We start from the raw sequence: 19,007 nt of genomic DNA, 5'->3' as shown, positions 1-19,007 counted from the left end.
CTACTTATCCATTTTTACTCGACGGTCGATCACTGCGTAGAGAATGTCGACGATGAGGTTGCAGATGATGATGAACGCGCCGAAAAAGATGGTCATTCCCAAAATCACGGAATAATCGCGATCACTGATGCTGGTTACAAAGTCCCGTCCGATTCCCGGGATCGAGTAGATTCTCTCGACGACGAAGCTCCCCGTCAAAAGAACGGCAACCAACGGACCCAAGTAGGTAATAATCGGAATGATGGCATTTTTTAGCGCATGCTTGTAGACGACCTTCAACTCGTGTACGCCCTTGGCTCGCGCCGTCCGTATGTAGTCCTGCCGCATCACTTCCAGCATGCTCGAACGCATGAGGCGGGCGATGTAGGCAATCGGCGTAAAGGACAGCGCAGCGACGGGAAGTACGTAATGCTGCCACGTCGTCAGGCCGAAGGTAGGCAGCAATTTGAGCCAGACGGCGAAGAAAAACAGCATCAGGACGGACAGGACGAAGTTGGGGACGGAGATCCCGACAGTGGCGATAATCATGGAAATCCAGTCGGGCCAACGCCCTCTTTTGGTAGCCGAGGTAATGCCGAGGGGAATCCCGACTATCAGTGCCGCGAGAATCGCAATCATGCCGACCTTGGCAGAGACGGGGAAGCCTTGTTCGATCAGTTCGTTGACAGAGACGTCCATCTGTTTGAATGAGATGCCCAAATCTCCCTGGGCAAGGTTTTTCAGATAGTTGACGTACTGGACGTGCAGCGGATCGTTCAAGCCGTATTTGTCTTCGATGCGCTCCAGTACGGCTCGGGGAATTTTGCGTTCTTCCGCGGGGCTGAACGGTCCCCCGGGAATGGCATGCATGAGGAAAAAGGTGACGGTAATCAAAACAAACAAGGTGAGCAAACCGGCCAAAAGCCGTTTGACGATATATCCGCCCATGCGTTAACTCCTTTCAGCAACGTGTGATCCTCTCATCTTCCGGCGGATGCTTGCAAGCAGTGCAGCTTCCGGCAAGGAGTTACTTGGTACTGCCGATGTTTTCCGAAGTTACTGATGAAAGAAGGAAGAAAAATTTCGGGGAAAGACACCTCTTCCCGGACAGGGGTTTTATGACTTTTCGTTCAAATCTAAATTTCAACTCCTTTCGTTCAAATCGTAATTTTCGAATAATTATGCATAATTATATCCGATCCTATCTTCAAGTAGTATTAAAATCTTTTATGAGGGGGTGTAAAAATTTTATAGCCAAAAAAGCACCCCCTCCTGTTTCGGACGAGAGTGCTTTTCGTGTACGTTGCGAGCCTTCTGATCAGCTGGCTCGCTTTATGCGATCGATGTCGCAGGCGCTGTTTTACAGTACGGGACTGGCAGTCTTTTCTTCCTGTTCCAAATGCTTGCCCAGATACCTGGCCAGCTCCAGCATCGCATATGTGCCTGCTGCCGCTTCCGCATCGGAGTTGTAGTTGGTGTTGGTATTGATGTCATAGGTAAAAATCTCACCAGCCTGGTCGCGAATGAACTCGATACCGGCGATTTGAATGTTGTTTGCCGCAAGCACTGCTTCGTACTTCTCGATGATCGGGTCACGGAAGCCCTCGATGATCTGGAACTTCGGCTTTTGCTCCGTCTCCTCGCCAGCCGGGCAGAACAAATTGCCAATCTGGCAGGCGTCTGCCGGGCAGAGCTCGAAGCCTTCCGATGTATCGACGCGCACAGCGTAGAGGAACTTGCCACCGATAAACTCGCAGCGGGTGATGTACGGCTCGGGTGCCTGAATGTACTCCTGGATCAGCGTAATGCCGTCTACCGAGTCTTCAAACTCAGGTCCGTACACGTATTCCTTCAAGCCTTCCAGCGAATAGAAGAGACGCACTCCGAGCCCCTTGCCCGCACGGTTGTGCTTGGTGATAAACGGCTTGCCGAGGAATTGCTCGGCAGCTTTCACGATTTGCTCTTTTCCGACGGCCGCGATCGTCTTCGGCGTACGGACTCCGTGTTTGGCCAGCGCTGCATACTGGTACACCTTGTTGACTTCAAGCTGAATCGCCCTGCTGCCGTTAAACACCTTGCGCCCGTGCTCCTCCAGCCAGGACAGCACCACGCCGGTCAGCTCAGGAGCGTAGCGGTGTCCGCGCGTGTGCGAAGAAGCGCTCATCCGATTGTAAAACACTCCCTCCGGTGGTGCCGCAGAGAGGTCAACCGTTCCTTCGTCGAGAAACCACTCTTCATAAGGAAGCCCCAATTCTTCCAATCTTCTTGTCAGGTGAACCGTCCATTCGCTGTTTTCATGGATGATGTATATTTTCTTCACAGTATGCAGCCCCTTCCCATTCTCGTTTGTGTACATCGTACAGAAATTTCCTTACTTTGCGGACAGCTTTTTGATAATCGAGGCGAGCAGCAAGGTTCTGTCGACCAGTGAATCGATCTCCAGATACTCATCGGCGCTGTGCGCGTTGCCGCCAATCGGACCCAACCCGTCAATCGTCGCCACGCCGACGGCTGCGGTCAGGTTGCCGTCAGAGCCGCCCCCGCTTTTCGTGTCGGTAATCTCCACACCCAGCTCGCGTCCCGCTTCCTGTACGACAGCGAGAAGCTCGCGCGACTGCTCGCTTAGGATCAGCGGCGGCCTGCGCATTTTGCCGGTCAGTTCGATCGTCGTTCCTTCCACATCAGGGATAGCGCAAATGTCCCGAATCGCCCTGTCGATTTCTTCCGCCTGCTCCGGGGTTTCCACGCGCACATCCAACGCACCGTATGCGTGCGGCGAAATCGTATTGACGGACGTACCGCCCTGAATAATCCCGACATTAAGCGTAACGCCAGCTTCCAGGTTCGTCAATCGATGGAGTTTGATGATCTTATGCGCCAGCTCCTCGATCGCGCTGCGTCCCTTCTCCGGTTCCCCGCCAGCATGAGCGGCGATCCCGCTTACTTTCAAAAAGTATTTGCCGCCGCCTTTTCGCTCAGAGACGACCGTCTCCCTCGACAGCGACGGTTCGACGATCAGGGCGTACTTCGTTTCCCGCGCCACTTTTTCGATCAGCGGCCGGGATTGCGGCGAGCCGATCTCTTCGTCGCTGTTCAGTAGAATGACGACGTTTTTGCAGGCGTCCTCGTTTTCCTCAATCAGCGCCTTCAAGGCGTACAGCAGAGCCACCTGGCTGCCTTTCATATCGAATACGCCCGGTCCGTACGCGCGTTTTTCATCTCGGGTAAATGGGCGTTCGCTAACGGTTCCTTCCACAAAGACGGTGTCCATGTGGGCGATCGCCAGAATTTGCGGGTTCACTGCGTCCTTGTGGCGAATGGTGAGATTGTTGCCTAGCTCCGGCTGCTCGTGGACTTCTACCACGTAGCCGAGCGCCTCGTACTCTTTTTGCAAAACGCTTCCTACCGCATCGACTCCGTGCTTTACGTAGGTACCGCTGTCGATGTTCACCAGCTTCTCCAATAGCTGCAGCATCTCTTCTTCCCTGGATTGTAAAAAGGCATGCATCGTACTACCCGCTCCTCTCTTATTTGGCGCTCAAGTCCTCGTCGTACAAATGGCACTGCACATAATGGTTCGGGGCAACCTCCCTGCTCTTCGGGACTACGCTTTTGCACGCTTCCATGACAAACGGGCATCTGGTGTGAAAGATACAGCCTGACGGCGGATTCAATGGCGATGGAATTTCGCCACGCAGCAGGATGCGCTCCCGCTTTGCCCTGGGATTCGGTATGGGAACTGCAGACAAAAGCGATTTCGTATACGGGTGAAGCGGCTCCGCGTACAACTGCTCGGTTGGCGCCTGCTCGACCAGTTGTCCCAGGTACATCACGCCGACGCGATCGGCAATATGGCGGACAACACTGAGGTCGTGCGCGACAAACAGATAGGTCAGCCCGAGCTCGGCCTGAATCTCTTGCAGCAGGTTCATCACCTGGGACTGGATCGAGACGTCGAGCGCCGATACCGGCTCGTCGCACACGATCAGCCTCGGATTGAGCGCGAGTGCCCGGGCCAGGCCGATCCGCTGGCGCTGGCCGCCTGACAGCTCATGGGGGTAGCGATAGTAGTACTCCTCGCTGAACCCCACTTTTTCGAGCAGGGACAGGACCCGCTCCAGCCGTTCCTGTTTGGAGCCGAGCCGGTGGATGATCAGCGGTTCTTCGATCGCGTAGCCAACCCGCTTTTTCGGATCGAGGGAAGAGTGCGGATCTTGAAACACCATCTGCATTTCCTGGCGGATGGAGCGCAGCTCGCTTCCTTTTAGCTCCAGCACATTTTTGCCCCTGTACGTGATCTCTCCCGCTGTCGGCTCGATCAGGCGCAGGATGCTGCGTCCAGTCGTGCTCTTGCCGCAGCCCGACTCCCCGACGAGGCCAAAAGTTTCGCCTTCGTACAGGTCGAAAGAAACGTCGTTGATCGCCTTGACGTGGCGCACCGTGCGTCCCAGCGAGCTTTTTACGGGAAACCACTTTTTCAATCCCCGTACGCGCAAAAGTACATTTTGTGTATCAGTTTGCCTGGTGGAGTCCATGTTCCTCCCCCTGTTTGATGAATTTTTCGGCGTGCCAGCAGCGTACCTTGTGCTGCCCCGAAATGGATTGCAACTGTGGCGCCTCCTCGGTGCAGCGGCTGTCCGCGTATTCGCAGCGCGGAGCAAACCGGCAGCCCTGGGGAATCTGATGCAGCGAAGGGACCATGCCTTTGATTACGTGCAGCTTTTGCCCGCGCTGCGAGTCGAGTGTCGGCACCGCCTTCATCAGCCCCTGCGTATACGGATGCAGCGGATTATCGAACAGCGTCTCCACATCCGCCTCCTCGATCACCTGTCCGAGGTACATGACGATGACACGCGTACAAACTTCGGCGACTACCCCCAGATCGTGAGTAATCAGGATGACGCCCATCGACGATTGTCGCTTCAGCTCCTGCATCAGATCGAGAATTTGCGCCTGAATCGTCACGTCCAGCGCCGTCGTCGGCTCATCTGCAATCAGCAGCTGCGGCTGACAGGCGAGCGCCATCGCGATCATCGCTCTTTGCCGCATCCCGCCGGACAATTCGTGCGGATATTCCCGTACCCTCTGTTCGGGTGCCGGGATTCCGGTCAGCCGCAGCATCTCTACCGTGCGTGCGTGCGCTTCTTTTTTCGAGCATTGCTGATGCAGCACGATCGCCTCTGCAATCTGGTCGCCGATCGGAAAAACGGGATTGAGCGAGGTCATCGGGTCCTGAAAAATCATCGCGATCTCATTGCCGCGAATCTGCTGCATCGCCTCCGTGGAGAGCGTGAGCAAATTCGTGCCGCGATAGCGGATTTCGCCTTCATACCTCGTCTTTTTCTCTTCCAAGAGCCGCAGGATCGATTCGGCTGTGACGCTTTTGCCGCAGCCCGATTCGCCGACTACGCCGACAGTCTCCCCGGCATCAACATGGAAGGAGACGCCATCCACCGCGGTGACCAATCCCCGCTCGGTTGCAAAGGAGGTGCGCAATTCCCTGACTTCCAGCAGATGCTCATGCTCGTTGGACATACCTCTTCCTCCTCTTCTTATTTCTTCGCCTCGTTGTGGCGGGGGTCGAGCAAATCGCGCAATCCGTCACCGAACAGGTTGAGTCCGAGGACCATCAGCATGATGAAAATCCCCGGATAGACGGTCATCCACCAGGCTGTGAAGATGACGGATTTGCCATCCAGGAGGATATTTCCCAGGCTCGGATCGGGAGCGGGAATGCCTGCCCCGAGAAAGCTGAGTGCCGCTTCGGTGAGGATCGAAGAGGCGAAGATATAGGTCGTCTGAATAATCAGCGGGGAAGTAGAATTGGGCGCCATGTGGACCCAGATGATCCGCCAGGCGCTCGCACCCTGGGCGCGCAGCGCTTCGATGTACATCTGCTCGCGCACGACCAACGCAACGGAGCGTACAACGCGGGCAACCGAGGGCGTGTACACGATGATGAGAGCCAGAATCACATTGCTTTTCCTCGGTCCCATCGCAGCCACGATCGCGATCGCCAGCAATATCGAGGGAAACGCGTACAAGCCGTCGCAAATCCGCATGAGTATATGATCCAGGATCGCGTAATAGGCGCACACAAGGCCGATCACCAAGCCGAGAAAGGAGGCGACGGCCGCCACGGACAAGCCTACCGATATGGACACCTGCGAACCGTACAGCACGCGGCTGAACAAATCCCTGCCGAAGTTGTCCGTGCCGAACCAATGCTCGCTGCTCGGTGCCTGCAGACGGTTTACCGGGTCCACCTCAAGCGGACCGTATGCCGTCAGAAAAGGAGCGAATACAGCGAGCAGCGCGAAGATGAGCAGGATGGCAGAGCCGGTCACGGCCAGCCTGTTGCCCAAAAAGCGGCGCACGTTACGCTGCCGGTGCTCCTTTTTGATCTCCAGCATCGAGAAAACGTCTCGTTCCGTAATGACTTTCATGCCAACTACCTCTCTTTGCGATTCAGACGAACCCTCGGGTCTACCACCCCGTAAAGCAAGTCGATGATCAGGTTGAGAAACACGTAGGTCACCGTGATCAGCAGCACGGTCCCCTGGATGACGGGATAGTCCCTTCGCTCGACGGAGCTGATGATCAACTGGCCGATCCCGGGGATGTTGAATACCGTTTCCACGACGGCAGCACCCGTGACCAGCCCGCCGAACGTCTCGCCGATGACCGTCAGGATCGGGATAAACGCATTGCGCAGGGCGTGCTTGTAGATGACGATGCGCTCTTTCAAGCCTTTTGCACGCGCCGTCTTGATGTAATTGTCCGCGATGATGTCGAGCATCGATGAGCGGGTCATACGTGCGATCAAGGCAGCCTGCATAAAGCCGAGCGCCAGCGCCGGCAGGATGAGGTAGCGCAAATGGTTCCACAAGCCGTCGCCAAGTGGCTTGTAGCCGGCGACCGGGAGCCATTTCAACTGTACGGCAAACAGCAAAATCAAGAACAAGCCGAGCAAAAAGCTGGGCACGGATATCCCCAGCAAAGAGACTCCCATCACCGCTTGATCAGCCAGTGACCCTCGGCGTCTGGCTGCAAAAATGCCGATCGGAATCGCGATCAAAATGGCGATGATCTGCGCCAGGACGGCGAGTGAAAACGTCGGTCCGAGATGCTCCACAAAGGAGCGGGTCACCGGCATACCCGAAAAGTACGATTGTCCCAAGTCTCCCTGCAGGACGTTGACGAGCCAGTGATAAAATTGGACAGGAAGAGGAAGATTCAAGCCAAGCTGCTCCCGAAGCTCGGCAATTTCGGCTTCCCCCGCTTCATCTCCCAGCATGACCGCCGCCGGATCGCCCGGAGTCAAATGGACGATCAGAAATACGACCGTCGCTACGACTGCGAGAATCGGCAGCGTGGAGAGAAGACGCTTCAGGATGTACCCGCTCACACGATGTTACCCCCTATTGTTTCGCCGTACTGACATTCCACAAAATCGGTCCAATTACGTCCTGCAGCCCCTGGACATGCTCACCCACGGCTGCCATGTTGACGCGGTTGCCCAGCTTGATGATCGGCAGCTCCTCCCACACTTTGGCTTGCAGTTGATCGACCAGCGGTTTCGCTTCTGCGATCGACGATGCGCTTTGGATACCGTCGAGAAGCTGATCGATCTGCGGACTGTTGGTCCAGCCCGGATAGTCGGCTCGCGAGTCGAGGAACGGCAACTGGTGCAGTGTCGGACGGACTGCAAAACCGACTACAAAGAAATCCCACACCTTGTCATCCTTGCGCCGCTCCTGCATCGTCGGCCAATCGTACACGTCCAGCTTGGCGTTCAGCCCGATTTCTTTGAGCTGCTGCTGTGCGACGACTGCGGCATTGTAGTAATCCGGGTAATCACGCGTAACGAGAATCGTCACTTCCTCGCCGTTATAGCCCGATTCCGCCAGCAACTGCTTCGCTTTTTCCAGGTCGTGCTGGTTGTACAGTTCGCTCCCTGTACTGCTGTGCCAATCGGTTTGATCGGGAAGCGCCAGCCCGGAGTCGAGCGTGTAATAGCGGTTGTCGCGATAGGCAGAGATCAGGATTTCTTCCAGATTGAGCGCGGCATTGACTGCCTGGCGCGCTTTCACGTTGCTGAACAGTCCTGACTTTTTGTTGAAGACGAACGTGGTCATGCCGCCTTCGCTGACGAAGCTGTCGACGCCGGGTGTATTTTCGATTTGCTCCGCATTGTCAAACGGGATGCTGAAGGCGATATCGTACTCTCCGGTCGTAATCCCTGCCACGCGTGTCGATTCATCGGTCACGTAGTGGAAGTAAATCTCGTCTACCAGCGCTTCCTTTTTGCCGCCAAGTCCGTCGCTTGGCTCGGTGCGGGCAGAGTAGTCGTTGAATTTTTTCAGATGAACGTACTGATCCTGCTTCCACTCTACCAGCTCAAACGGACCTGTCCCGACGAACGTCTTGACTGCCTCGACACCGCTCTCTTCGATAATTTCCTTCGGCATGATCGCCGGGAATGGCGCAGTGTCAGCGAGGATATGTAGCGTCAAAAGCGATGGCTTTTCCAGTTGCAGCACCACTGTGTACGGATCTTGGGCGGTAATCGTCGCCCCAGCCAGGTTGGCTTTTCCCTGTGTCGAAACCTTCAGCCATTTCTCCATGGACGCCACGACATCGTCAGCAGTCATTTCCTGGCCGTTGTGGAACTTGACGCCTTTTCTCAGCGGGAAGGTGATCGACAGGCCATCCTCACTGACCTCGTACGACTCTGCCAGCATCGGAACGACTTCGTATTTGCTGTTCAACGTCACCAGCGGTTCAAAAATTTGCCGGGCAATATCTTTCGTCGAGGCATTGGTTGTCGTATGCGGATCGAGGGTAGCTGCTTTGGCCGGATAGGCAATATTGAGCACGCCGCCTGCCGCCGGGGCCTCCTGTTCGGCGGAGCTCGTTCCTGTGCCTGCCGACTCGTTTGCAGTTCCCCCGGTTGTGTTGTTTCCGCATGCGGTCAAGGCAAAAACCCCAGCAAGCAAAATGGGGAATAATTTCGTTTTCAGATGGAGCCTTGCCAAAATGCGTTGTGATGATCGTTTCATGTCTGGACTCTCCCCCCAGTAGTTTTATATTAAGGTAAACATATAAAACATAGTTGTCAAGTAGGAATTAAGGGAATTAGGCACTGCAAACTGCAACCCGTTTGTCCGGTATCCAAAAAAAGGAACTTTCCGCAGCAGCCGCCGGAAAGTTCCTCTTGTGACCAAGCCAGTTCAAAAACAACGCACAGTCGCATTCGATATGTAGCTAAAACTACTTTGTTACTCCACTACCTCCAGCAGCACCTTCCCAGTGCTTTGCCTGCTCTCCACCCAATCGTGCGCCTGCGCCGCCTGTTCCAGCGGGAAGCTCCTGCCGATCTTGATCTTCAGAGAGCCATCCGCGAGCAGCCGGAGCACCTTTTCAGCGGTACTGCTCAAGAGCTGCGGCCGTTTGCTGCGCGTCGTACCGAAGCTGAAGCCAAGCACAGAACGGCAGCTCGTGTGCAGGTCTGACGTTTTGAATGTGCCTACTCCTCCGCTGGCATTCCCGAACTGGACGAGACGGCCATAAGGAGCCAGGCAGCGGATGCTTTCTTCGGTGACTCTGCCAGCAAGGGAATCGAGGATGACGTTTGCCCCCTCGCCGTTTGTCAGCTCGTTTACCTGGTCAGCAAAAGCGGCGTTCTCGTAGACGATGACCTCATCCGCTCCCGCTTCCAAGGCAATGTCTCTCTTGCCGACCTGTCCAACTGTACCGATCACCTTGCCTGCCCCGAGCAGCTTCGCCAGTTGGATCGCCGTCGTCCCGATCCCTCCTGCGGCCGCGTGGACAAGAACCGTCTCCCCTGGCTCGACCCGGGCTACCTCCGCCAGCAGCTTGTACGAAGTAAACGAAACGATCGGGCAAGCCGCTGCCGTCCGCAAGTCGATGCTGTCGGGCACGGCAAAGGTAAGCATTTCACTCGCCACTGCATATTCCGCGTAGGAACCTTCGGCGGGAAAAGCGATGACCCGCTGGCCGACCTGGATGCGCTCCACTCCCTCGCCCACGCGCTCTACTACCCCGGTGACGTCCAATCCGGGTACAAATGGCAGCTTTCCGCCTTTTTTGCCATACCGTGACTTGATGTCCGCAAAATTTACGCTCGTCCCTGTGACGCGGATCAACACTTGTCCCGGACCCGGCTCCGGTATCGCAACATCCGTATAGACCATATGCTCCGTTCCGCCATAGGCAGTAACGACTACCGCTTTCATGTGCATGCCTCCTTTGTCTGTTACGTCTATCATCCAAAATCATCCTGATGAATGCAACGAAAAGATACGAAGAAGTGCAGCAACTCACAGGCTGGCGGCAGGACGCGGGTACGTTATATTATTCAATAAAACATTACTATTCGAACTATTTTTACTAGTGTTACTTTCGTCAGACATAGAGACATGGGGTGCCCTGTTATGGTACGTTTGCATCAGTCCATATAAAGAGGAACAGTGTCCACCTGACACGGACATCACTTCCATCTGCTACTGGAGGATCACCATGAAAAAACTTGGTTTACTACCCAAAATTCTCATCGCACTTATTCTCGGCATCGCAATTGGAGCGGTCGCTCCGGAAGCTGTAGTCAAAGTCTTCGCCACATTTAGCGGGCTGTTCGGCAACTTGCTCGGCTTCGTGATTCCGCTGATCATTATCGGCTTTATCGCTCCCGGCATCGGAGAACTGGGCAAAGGGGCAGGTCGCTTGCTCGGTCTGACAGCCGGACTCGCCTATTTGTCCACGATTGCCGCCGGACTGCTGGCTTTCTTCGTCGGTTCCAGCCTCTTTCCGCACATCCTGGATGTAGGCAGCCTGGCAAAAGAGTTTGCCAATCCAGAGGAAGCGCTGTTGCCTCCGTATTTTACGGTCGACATGCCGCCAGTCATGGGCGTGATGACAGCATTGCTGCTCGCTTTTACGATTGGACTCGGCTCTGCCGTAATCAAGGGAGACACGCTGCAAAAGGTGATGGTGGATCTGCGCGAGATCGTGGAAAAGCTGATTTCCTCGGTCATTATCCCGCTGCTGCCGATCCACATCATGTCGTTGTTCGCGAACCTGACGTACGGCGGTCAAGTACAGATGATTTTGTCCGTCTTCGCCAAAGTATTCGTGATCATCATTGCCCTGCATCTCGTCTACCTGCTCGTACAGTACCTGGTCGCCGGCCAAATGATCCGCAAAAATCCGCTGGGCATGATCAAAAACATGCTCCCGGCCTATTTCACGGCAATCGGAACGCAATCCTCGGCCTCCACGATTCCGGTCACGCTGCGCCAGACCAAGAAAAACGGCGTAAGCGAAAAAATTGCCGATTTCGTCGTTCCGCTCTGTGCGACCATCCATCTTTCCGGCAGCACGATTACGCTCGTCTGCTGTTCGATGGCGGTGATGATGCTGCACGACATGTCCACTTCGTTTGGCATGATCTTCCCGTTCATTCTGATGCTCGGCGTGACCATGGTCGCAGCACCGGGCGTCCCAGGCGGAGCGGTAATGGCAGCTATCGGCTTGCTGGAGAGCATGCTCGGCTTCGGCCCTACCTTAACATCACTGATGATCGCCCTCTACATCGCCCAGGACAGCTTCGGAACAGCCTGCAACGTGACAGGCGACGGTGCGCTTGCCGCAATCACAGATCGTCTGAGCAAATCGGATGCCGCTTGAGGCGCGACAGTTCCTCATCGCAAAATAAAAAGAACCAGCTCACGGACCGGGAAGGACGCGGACTCCTTCCAACCTGTCGGGCTGGTTCTTTTTTGTGCATCGAACGAAGCTATGTTACCGTCGGCTGAATACTCATCTGATCGGGATCACGGCGGACCCACAATTCCACTTCCTGATTTTTCATCGGTTTGCCGTAGTAATACCCTTGCATGACATGACAGCCAAGCTCCGTCAGGAAATGAATGTGCTCCTGATTCTCGACTCCTTCGGCAATCACATCCAGCTTCAGGCTTTCCGCCATCAGGATAATCGCATGGATGATCGCACGCTTGCTCGGACTTTCCAGATCGCGCGTAAACAGGCGGTCCAGCTTCAGCGCATCGATCGGAATCTGATCCAGCAAACCGATCGAGGAATAGCCGGTTCCAAAGTCATCCATCGAGACGCGGACGCCCAAGGAACGAATCTGCTCAAGCTGATACACGATTTCCTTCATATCGTAAAAAACCATGGACTCCGTGATTTCCAGTTCGAGCAGGCCAGGGTCAAGCTCGAACTCGCACAATATTCTGCGCACAAATTCGGTCAAGCCGCCGGTCTGAAACAAACGCACGGAAAGATTGACGGAGACAGGCTGCTCCAATCCCCGGTTTTGCCAGTCCTTGCACTGGCGGCATACTTCCGCCAGCGTCCAGTTGGTCATCGGGACGATCAGACCCGTTTCCTCGGCGATCGGAATAAATTCCCCCGGAGGTACCACACCGAGGCGCGGATGGTTCCAGCGCAGCAATGCTTCAAACCCGGCTAACTGGTTGTTTTTTACATTCCATTTGGGCTGGTACACGATAAAAAACTCCCGATTATCCAAAGCCCGCTGCAAGTCCTTTTCCAACTGCATTTTCCGGACTTCCTGGATGCCCATTTCCTCCGTGTACACGCAGTAGCGGTTTTTCCCCATATTTTTCGCCTTGTACATCGCCGTATCGGCCGATTTCAACAAATCCGCACGATTCCCGTCTTGCAAGGAGCCGATGCTGATTCCGATGCTGCCGGTGACGTACAATTCGTTTCCTTCAATCTGGTATACCTGTTTAATCTGCTGCAGTATTTGTTCCGCCAACCGCTCTGCATACTCCTGGCTGTGGCCGATCAAGATGATCAAAAATTCGTCCCCGCCAATCCGAAACGCCAACTGATCGTCACGCACGTATTGCCGCAATCGGTTGCCCACTTCTTTGACGAGCAGGTCGCCGATATTGTGGCCGAGCGTATCATTGATCGCTTTAAACTGGTCCAAATCGAGGAACATGACACAAAGCCGCTCTTTTCCCGCGTGGGTATCGAAAAAACGGTTCATTTCATTGCGGTTGGGCAAATCAGTCAGGCTGTCCAGGAAAGCCAATTTCTCGAGGACGTGGCGATCGAAAAACATCGCGCCCCAAGACACGAGCAAGATGAGGAAGACGGTGACCGTGACGCCCCATAGCAAGAAGAGGTCCGGTGCAACATAATCCTGCAAGTTGACGGTGTCATGGGAATGGAAAAGCGCCGCCTGCATCCCCGTATAGTGCATGCCGCAAATGGCCAACCCCATAATGATGGCAGAGAGCCATTTGAACCACTTCGAATCCGGATGTCTGCGGAAGTACTGGAACAAAAAGAGCGCTGCATACGAGGCGACCAGCGCAATTACCGCAGAAAGCCCCCACCATATGGGATCGTATGTCAGCTCCATCGGCATAATCATCGCTTCCATGCCGATGTAGTGCATGGCGACAATGCCGCTGCCCATGAAAAATCCGCCGATTGCCAGTTTGCCATAGTCGATCTCTTTGGGCATCGTGACGTAAAACGCAATGTACGAGGAGACGACGCTGGCCAGCAACGAAAGCAGGGTGAGCCACACATCATAGTCGACAGGCATATGCAAGTGAAAAGCCAGCATACCCACAAAATGCATCGACCAGACGCCGTTTCCCATCACGAACGCTCCGGCAAACAGCCAGAGAAACTTGCTTTTTCTTCCCGTCGCCTGCGAGATTTTCGCTGCTATGTTCAACGCGGAATACGATGCCATAACCGCTATCAAAAAAGATAGTGCAACTAATGTAGTAATTATAGCTGCCGTCAATATGCAGAGTTTCCCACTCCAATCACAGATAGAAAATCTATGTCCGGTCAATTTACAAAAATCGACTTATTTTGACTGATCTTGACTTAATCATACATTCTGACGGCAACCTTTTCCAGTATTATTACTTCCAAACGCGCTTCAACTGAAAAAACTCTTGCATGTATCCCCAGACTGAGACAGGGCTCATAATCATCTGGTAGCACAGGACGTACAGGATAAATCCGAATCGGTTTTTCCGGATGCGCAAGTTCAGAGTCCGAAACACATTGCGCTGATACCGGTACAGCGTGTAGTTTTGCAGCAATGTAAGCGGCAGCACGAACAAGGTAAAGGGGCCGACGATCCAGTAGTAGCCGAAGAAGGCGAGGACGAGCCCCGGCATCCAAAACAGCGTGTAAATAAAGTCGAGGTACGGCATGATGTAATTGCACGACGTCAAATACCGGACGTACGGAATCGGCTGCTGCCACGGCTTGATGATCTTCAGCGCCTCGATCATCCCCCTCGCCCAGCGGCTGCGCTGTCTGACAAAATGCAGGAAACTTTCTGGCACATCCGTAAACGCTACCGCCAATGGCTCAAAGTAGACACGCCAGTTTTTCCCGAGAAACCTCCAGGTCAGGACAATATCTTCCCCGATGGCGTCCGGCCAGCCGCCCACACTTCGAACCGCCTCCGTCTTGAACAGGGAGAACGCCCCTTGCGCCACCAAAGTCCCCTGGAACAAGCCCTGCAGCCTTTTGATGCTGGCAATGCCCAAAAAATAATCCCACTCCTGCATTCTCGCTAGCAGATTGCCGCGGCTGTTGCGGACGAGGACAGCTCCCGCTACGGCGCATACGTCGGCTGGCGAGGTCAACATCCGCGAGACGATATGACGAATCGCAGATTTGTGCAACAGCGTATCCGCATCCAGTGTAATCATCAATTCCGTCTCGACATGGGGAAGTGCTGTGTTTAGGGCATGGTTTTTCCCCGGTGTAGACTCGGCGATTACCGTTACGTCCACTCGGTGCTCGACTCCCGCCAGTCGCGCCGCTTCGGCTGTCTTGTCCGTTGAGTTATTGTCAATGACGATCACACGAATGTGGCCGTCGTAGTCCTGATCGGCTATGTAACGAATCGTCTCGCCGATCCCCTGTTCTTCATTGTGGCAGGCGATCAGGATCGTCAGTGGTTCCTCGGGATGCCTGACCTTGAGCTCTGGCTGACGGTCAATGAGCAGGCTGCATACCATGAAGGCATTCATATAGCCGGGAATGTAGGAAATGCCCATAATAATGACGACAGCGAGCAACATGCCCGTGATTTCGCCCAATTCGCGCAACCAGGGAAGGGAGAGCCAGATGGAAAGGCACATCCAGAGCATCGCCACCCCATGGCTGATCAAAAATTTCGACTTGATGGGCAAATAGTTGTCTTTTTGCGGTTTCTTGTTTTCAGTCATTGGGTTCGATTCTGGTTGAAGTGACATCGTATACATAACTCCCACTTGGTCTGGCAGTCCTAGGCAATATGTCCAACTGCCTTTACCTCAAGTATACGCATAGGGCATCGCGGTGTGGCGAAGAAAAAGTATTCCATATTTTCAGCAAAGGGAAAAAGCCTGCTGGATCGTTCCCCATTCAAAATGAACCGCTCCGAATTCTATCACGATTTCCAGCTCCTACTCTCTTCAAATTCGTCTGCCACATGGCAGCATCACAAACCATCCAAAGTCACAATTTACCATATTTTTCCCTTTTATTAACGACTCTCTTTTGCGAGAATTTTGGAACCGAAAAAAGCAAATAGACCGCCTCTGTCCGGTAGCCGGTCTATTGCTGCGCCTAAGCACGTCTATTACCCGAGCAAAAATCCTCCCGCTAGCGGATCGTCCGGGTCACTGACAAACTGATGCAAGCCCGTGATGAAGGCCCGCCCTTCGATCGTCGGGATGACAGCCTCGTACGCGCCGACCTTGGTCGTGCCGATCACAGTACCCGTAAATTGGCTGCCGACAATCCCCTCATGTACAAACGCTTCGCCATTGGCAATCTGCCCGCGATGGTAGAGGACAGCAAGCCTGGCCGCTGTCCCGGTGCCACAAGGGGAACGATCGATTTGGCGGTCCGCAAAAATCGTGACATTGCGCGAATGAGAGCCTTGTTTTTGCGCTTCATCGGTAACGATCACGCCGTATATGCCCTGCAATTGCGGTTCGAACGGATGCTGAATCTGCATCTTCGACTCGATCTGTTCCTTGATCGCTCTCCCCCATGTTTGCAATGCTGCAAGCTGATCGATCTCGGCGCGAACCCCGAGAGCATTTGCCTCCACGATCGCGTAAAAAGCCCCGCCAAAGGCAATGTCTACAGGAAAAGAAACACCGTCGATCGCAAGCTGCACGTCCAGAGCGTAGGCAAAGGACGGGACGTTTTCAAAGGAGACGGACTCAACCTCGCCCCCCTTCAGGCGGGCGCGGGCGATGATCGTACCAGCCGGGCTATCGATGACGATGCGCGGTGTAGCTTCTCTCACCGGCATATATCCCGTCTCAACGAGCGCTGTCACTGCGGCGATAATCCCGTGTCCGCACATGCTGCTGTAGCCTTCGTTGTGCAGAAACAGGACGCCGAAGTCGGCGCCGGGGTTGACCGGCGGCACGACTACACAGCCGTACATCCCGTGATGTCCGCGCGGCTCGTGCAGCAACACTCGGCGCACGTGGTCAGCATGCTCCCGCAAATAAGCGATTTGGGCAAGCATCGTCTCGCCCCGGAGTGGCGGGATGCCGCCTGTGATGATCCGCAGCGGCTCCCCGCCAGCATGGGCGTCAATCGTCGTATACAAGCGGTTGATGTTCATGGCGCCCTCCTTACAGCATGTACTTGATCGCGCACGTTTTTATCGCGCTGTAAAAATCCAGCGCCGCCTGTCCCTGCTCCCGGCTATGCGAGCTGGACAGCTTCATCCCGCCAAATGGCGCCTGGTACTCTACCCCTGCCGTCTCCTGGTTGACGCGAACCATCCCGGCCTGCGCCTCATCCAGAAAGCGATGTGCCAAGGACAAATCACGGGTAAACAGAGAAGCGCTCAAGCCGTACACTGTCTGGTTGCAGAGCGCGACCGTATGCTCGAAGTCGTCTGCGGGCAAAAGAACGGCGAGCGGTCCAAACACTTCTTCCTGTACCAGCGCGTGTCCGCAGCCGACACCCGAGACGACGAGCGGCTTGAGGAAATAGCCCTCGCCTTCTTCGGACAGCATCGTGCCTTGGGCCACCACGTTCGCTTCCCGGCTGGCGATGTCCATGTAGTGTCGCACCTTTTTGTACTGTTCGAGCGAGGCAACCGGGCCCAGGTAGACACGTGGGTCCAGTGCCGATCCGACCGCACATTGCATCACTGCATCGCGCAGTCGTTGCGCCAATGCGTCGTACACCTCCCGCTCGACGATGATCCGGCTGGTAGCCGTACACTTTTGCCCGGCAAAGCGAAATGCGCCGCTCAGCAGCAGCGGGACGGTTTTCTCCAGATCGGCATCACGCAAGATGATCGCTGCGTTTTTTCCGCCCATTTCGGTCTGGAATTTGATGTTTCGCGCAGAGCAAGCGACAGCGACTTTTTTTCCTGTCACCGTCGATCCTGTAAAGCTGACCGCGTCCACCTGCGCCTCCTCGATCAGCGCTGCCCCTGCTTCACTCCCTTTGCCCACCACTAGATTGACTGCACCCGGCGGCAGTTGCGTGGAGAGAATTTCCATCAGGCGAACGGCGGTGAGCGAGGCATTTTCTGCCGGCTTCCAGATCACGGTATTTCCGCAGATGAGGGCGGGGGCGATTTTCCAGAGCGGGATGGCGACAGGGAAATTCCACGGCGTTATGACCGCCGTTACACCGAGCGGCACGCGCTTGCTGTACTGGAGTACATCGGATTCGACAGAAGGGATGACGCTGCCGATCGCCCGCACTCCTTCGGCAGCGTAGTAGCGCAGGAGGTTGACGCCTCTCATCACCTCTCCGCGCATCTCCCCGAGCGGCTTGCCCATTTCCCGGCTGGCCAGCTCTGCGAGTTCTGTCGCTTCCGTCTCCAGCGCCGCTGCCATCCGGTACAGTACTTCTCCTCTCGTCGGAGCCGCCATCCCCGCCCAGTGCGCCAAGGCCTGTCGTGCCGCCTGTTCCGCCTGCCGCACCTGCGAAGCATCGGAGAATTGGACAACACCGACTTCCTCGCTCAGGCAAGACGGGTTTTTTACAACCATCGTACTGCCAGACGGGATAATCCACTCTCCCCCGATCCAGTTTCTGCTCTCCATCGGCTCCGCCCTCACTTTCCGCCTACAGCGTACTGATACGCCTCGCGAATCGCTGCATACTCAGCTTCGGGCAGCGGAAGCCGCGGCGCACGGGTCGGACCTACCGGGAACCCGGTGAGTTCCATCATGTATTTGATCGACTGGACCAATTGCGGACTGGCATCGTAGTGAAAAAGCGGCAACAGGCGGCGGTACAGCGGCAGCGCTTCCTCCAGCTTGCCTGCACGCGCGAGCTCAAACAGCTCGACACCTTGTTTGGGCAGGGCATTGGGCACCCCGGCGATCCAGCCAGTCGCCCCGATCAGCGGACCTTCCATCGCCAGATTGTCCACCCCGACCATGACTTCCAGATCGGTTTTTTCCAAAATCTCATGCATGCGGCGGACGTCGCCGGAAAATTCCTTTACCGCCACCACATGTTCCAGACGGGAGAGCTTGGCGAGAAAGTCAGGGGTCAGATCCGTCTTGTAGTCATGCGGGTTGTTGTAGGCGATGATCGGCAAGCCGACGCTGTTCAACGCTTCGTAGTGCGCGATCACCTCGTGCTCCAGCGGCTTGTAGTTAATCGGCGGAAGTGCCATCACTCCGGCAGCTCCCGCTTCCTTGGCGTAGCGGACCCAGGCTGTCGCCTGCTGGGTCGATGGCGCAGCAGAACCGACTACGACCGGGACTCGTCCGGCTGCCGCCTGGATGACGGTGTCAATCACCTTGGCCCTCTCTTCATTGGTCAGCGTCGCGTATTCGCCCAGCGAGCCGGACGGCACCAGTCCGTGCACGCCCTGGGAAACCAGCCAGTCGCACAACTCGTGCAAACGCTTGTAATCGACTGCAAAATCATTCGTAAACGGCGTGACCACAGCTACGTACACACCTGCGAATCTTGTCATGCAA

15 protein-coding genes are annotated in these 19,007 nt (G+C 55.4%); 1 reads left to right on the top strand and 14 read right to left on the bottom strand.

Going from position 1 to position 19,007, the window contains the following annotated elements; translation table 11 throughout:
- From ACAF76_RS06420 to ACAF76_RS06380, 9 genes are all read right to left on the bottom strand, one after another.
- Positions 1–927, bottom strand: a complete 927-nt coding sequence (locus ACAF76_RS06420) for an ABC transporter permease (protein WP_400163102.1) — start codon at positions 925–927, stop codon at positions 1–3.
- Between the two features lie 412 nt (positions 928–1,339).
- On the bottom strand, positions 1,340–2,299 hold the full coding sequence (locus ACAF76_RS06415; protein ID WP_400163101.1) for a RimK family alpha-L-glutamate ligase: 960 nt from the start codon (positions 2,297–2,299) through the stop codon (positions 1,340–1,342).
- A gap of 51 nt (positions 2,300–2,350) precedes the next feature.
- Positions 2,351–3,487 carry a M20 family metallopeptidase gene (locus ACAF76_RS06410; protein ID WP_400163100.1) on the bottom strand — a complete coding sequence of 379 codons (1,137 nt, stop codon included), beginning with the start codon at positions 3,485–3,487 and terminating at the stop codon, positions 2,351–2,353.
- A 19-nt stretch (positions 3,488–3,506) separates the two neighbouring features.
- Positions 3,507–4,514 carry an ABC transporter ATP-binding protein gene (locus ACAF76_RS06405; RefSeq protein WP_400163099.1) on the bottom strand — a complete coding sequence of 336 codons (1,008 nt, stop codon included), beginning with the start codon at positions 4,512–4,514 and terminating at the stop codon, positions 3,507–3,509.
- On the bottom strand, positions 4,492–5,514 hold the full coding sequence (locus ACAF76_RS06400) for an ABC transporter ATP-binding protein (protein WP_400163098.1): 1,023 nt from the start codon (positions 5,512–5,514) through the stop codon (positions 4,492–4,494). The genes ACAF76_RS06405 and ACAF76_RS06400 overlap by 23 nt, the downstream gene beginning before the upstream one ends.
- A gap of 17 nt (positions 5,515–5,531) precedes the next feature.
- Entirely contained in the window at positions 5,532–6,425 is an 894-nt protein-coding gene (locus tag ACAF76_RS06395; RefSeq protein ID WP_400163097.1) for an ABC transporter permease, read from the bottom strand.
- Positions 6,426–6,430: 5 nt separating this feature from the next.
- Positions 6,431–7,387, bottom strand: a complete 957-nt coding sequence (locus ACAF76_RS06390; RefSeq protein WP_400163096.1) for an ABC transporter permease — start codon at positions 7,385–7,387, stop codon at positions 6,431–6,433.
- A 13-nt stretch (positions 7,388–7,400) separates the two neighbouring features.
- On the bottom strand, positions 7,401–9,041 hold the full coding sequence (locus ACAF76_RS06385) for an ABC transporter substrate-binding protein (RefSeq protein ID WP_400163095.1): 1,641 nt from the start codon (positions 9,039–9,041) through the stop codon (positions 7,401–7,403).
- Positions 9,042–9,260: 219 nt separating this feature from the next.
- Entirely contained in the window at positions 9,261–10,238 is a 978-nt protein-coding gene (locus ACAF76_RS06380; protein ID WP_400163094.1) for a zinc-binding alcohol dehydrogenase family protein, read from the bottom strand.
- A gap of 283 nt (positions 10,239–10,521) precedes the next feature.
- Between ACAF76_RS06380 and ACAF76_RS06375 the strand changes: the two genes are divergently transcribed.
- Positions 10,522–11,688: a dicarboxylate/amino acid:cation symporter gene (locus tag ACAF76_RS06375; RefSeq protein ID WP_400163093.1), complete on the top strand. Its 1,167-nt coding sequence runs from the start codon at positions 10,522–10,524 to the stop codon at positions 11,686–11,688.
- A gap of 109 nt (positions 11,689–11,797) precedes the next feature.
- Here the strand turns inward: ACAF76_RS06375 and ACAF76_RS06370 are convergent, their stop codons facing one another.
- From ACAF76_RS06370 to ACAF76_RS06350, 5 genes are all read right to left on the bottom strand, one after another.
- Positions 11,798–13,765, bottom strand: coding sequence for an EAL domain-containing protein (locus tag ACAF76_RS06370; RefSeq protein WP_400163092.1), 1,968 nt, complete (start codon positions 13,763–13,765; stop codon positions 11,798–11,800).
- A 178-nt stretch (positions 13,766–13,943) separates the two neighbouring features.
- Complete coding sequence (locus ACAF76_RS06365; protein WP_400163091.1) at positions 13,944–15,296, bottom strand: glycosyltransferase; 1,353 nt, start codon at positions 15,294–15,296, stop codon at positions 13,944–13,946.
- Between the two features lie 368 nt (positions 15,297–15,664).
- Positions 15,665–16,669, bottom strand: a complete 1,005-nt coding sequence (locus ACAF76_RS06360; RefSeq protein WP_400163090.1) for a proline racemase family protein — start codon at positions 16,667–16,669, stop codon at positions 15,665–15,667.
- A 10-nt stretch (positions 16,670–16,679) separates the two neighbouring features.
- On the bottom strand, positions 16,680–18,116 hold the full coding sequence (locus ACAF76_RS06355; protein ID WP_400163089.1) for an aldehyde dehydrogenase family protein: 1,437 nt from the start codon (positions 18,114–18,116) through the stop codon (positions 16,680–16,682).
- An 11-nt stretch (positions 18,117–18,127) separates the two neighbouring features.
- On the bottom strand, positions 18,128–19,003 hold the full coding sequence (locus tag ACAF76_RS06350) for a dihydrodipicolinate synthase family protein (RefSeq protein WP_400163088.1): 876 nt from the start codon (positions 19,001–19,003) through the stop codon (positions 18,128–18,130).
- Positions 19,004–19,007: the final 4 nt, after the last annotated feature.

The organism is Brevibacillus sp. TJ4 (genome assembly GCF_044627595.2).
Classification (GTDB): domain Bacteria; phylum Bacillota; class Bacilli; order Brevibacillales; family Brevibacillaceae; genus Brevibacillus.
The sequence above is the reverse complement of the archived record's forward strand: the minus strand, read 5'-3'. Positions and strand labels throughout refer to the sequence as shown.